The organism is Neisseria sp. P0021.S007, from assembly GCF_051956855.1.
Genome location: NZ_JBQCXA010000283.1, coordinates 1 through 854 on the forward strand (window position 1 = coordinate 1; position 854 = coordinate 854).

1 pseudogene is annotated in these 854 nt (G+C 53.6%); it reads left to right on the top strand.

Features of this window, described 5'->3' with window-relative positions:
- Positions 1 to 658, top strand: a pseudogene (gene cysJ / locus ACTHUR_RS12835) (NADPH-dependent assimilatory sulfite reductase flavoprotein subunit); the annotation flags it as partial.
- Positions 659 to 854: the final 196 nt, after the last annotated feature.

Genomic DNA, 854 nt, shown 5'->3' on the forward strand with positions numbered 1-854 from the left:
CCCACAAACCCCGCGCCTTTACTCCATCGCCTCCGCACAAGACGAAGTCGGCGAAGAAGTCCACCTCACCATCGGCGTCGTCCGTTTCGACCACCACGACCACACCTACACCGGCGCAGCATCCGGCTACTTGGGTGAACGCCTCGAAGAAGGCAGCGAAGTCCGCGTCTTTGTCGAACCCAACCCCAACTTCCGCCTGCCGCAAAACAGCGATACACCCATCATCATGATCGGCGCAGGCACAGGCGTCGCCCCCTTCCGCTCCTTCATGCAACAACGCGCCGCCAATGGCGACAGCGGCAAAAACTGGCTCTTCTTCGGCAACCAACGCCTGGCTGACGACTTCCTCTACCAACTCGAATGGAGTGATTGGCGCAAAGACGGCCTCCTTACCCGCGCCGACCTCGCATGGAGCCGCCAAGGCGAACACAAAGTCTATGTCCAACACAAAATCACCGAACGCGCCGCCGAAGTTTGGAACTGGCTGCAACAAGGCGCACACATCTACGTCTGCGGCGACGCAGCACGCATGGCGCGCGATGTCGAAAACGCCCTGATCGAAGTCATCGAAACCCAAGGCAAACTCAGCCGCGACGAAGCCGAGGACTACCTCAACGACCTGCGCGAAGACAAACGCTACCAACGCGACGTTTATTGATTGGACAAGCCAAAATAAAGGCCGTCTGAAAGCTGAATTTCAGACGGCCTTTTTAAGGAACTTGCTCGGATTGTTATCAATTTATCTTGTCTTGCATTATAATTATGCAAATTTGACTCACTCGAAAGAAAATAAATTGGAAGGATTACAACAACTTGTAGATTTATTGGTGGGTTTTATCGATTGGATATTGAAA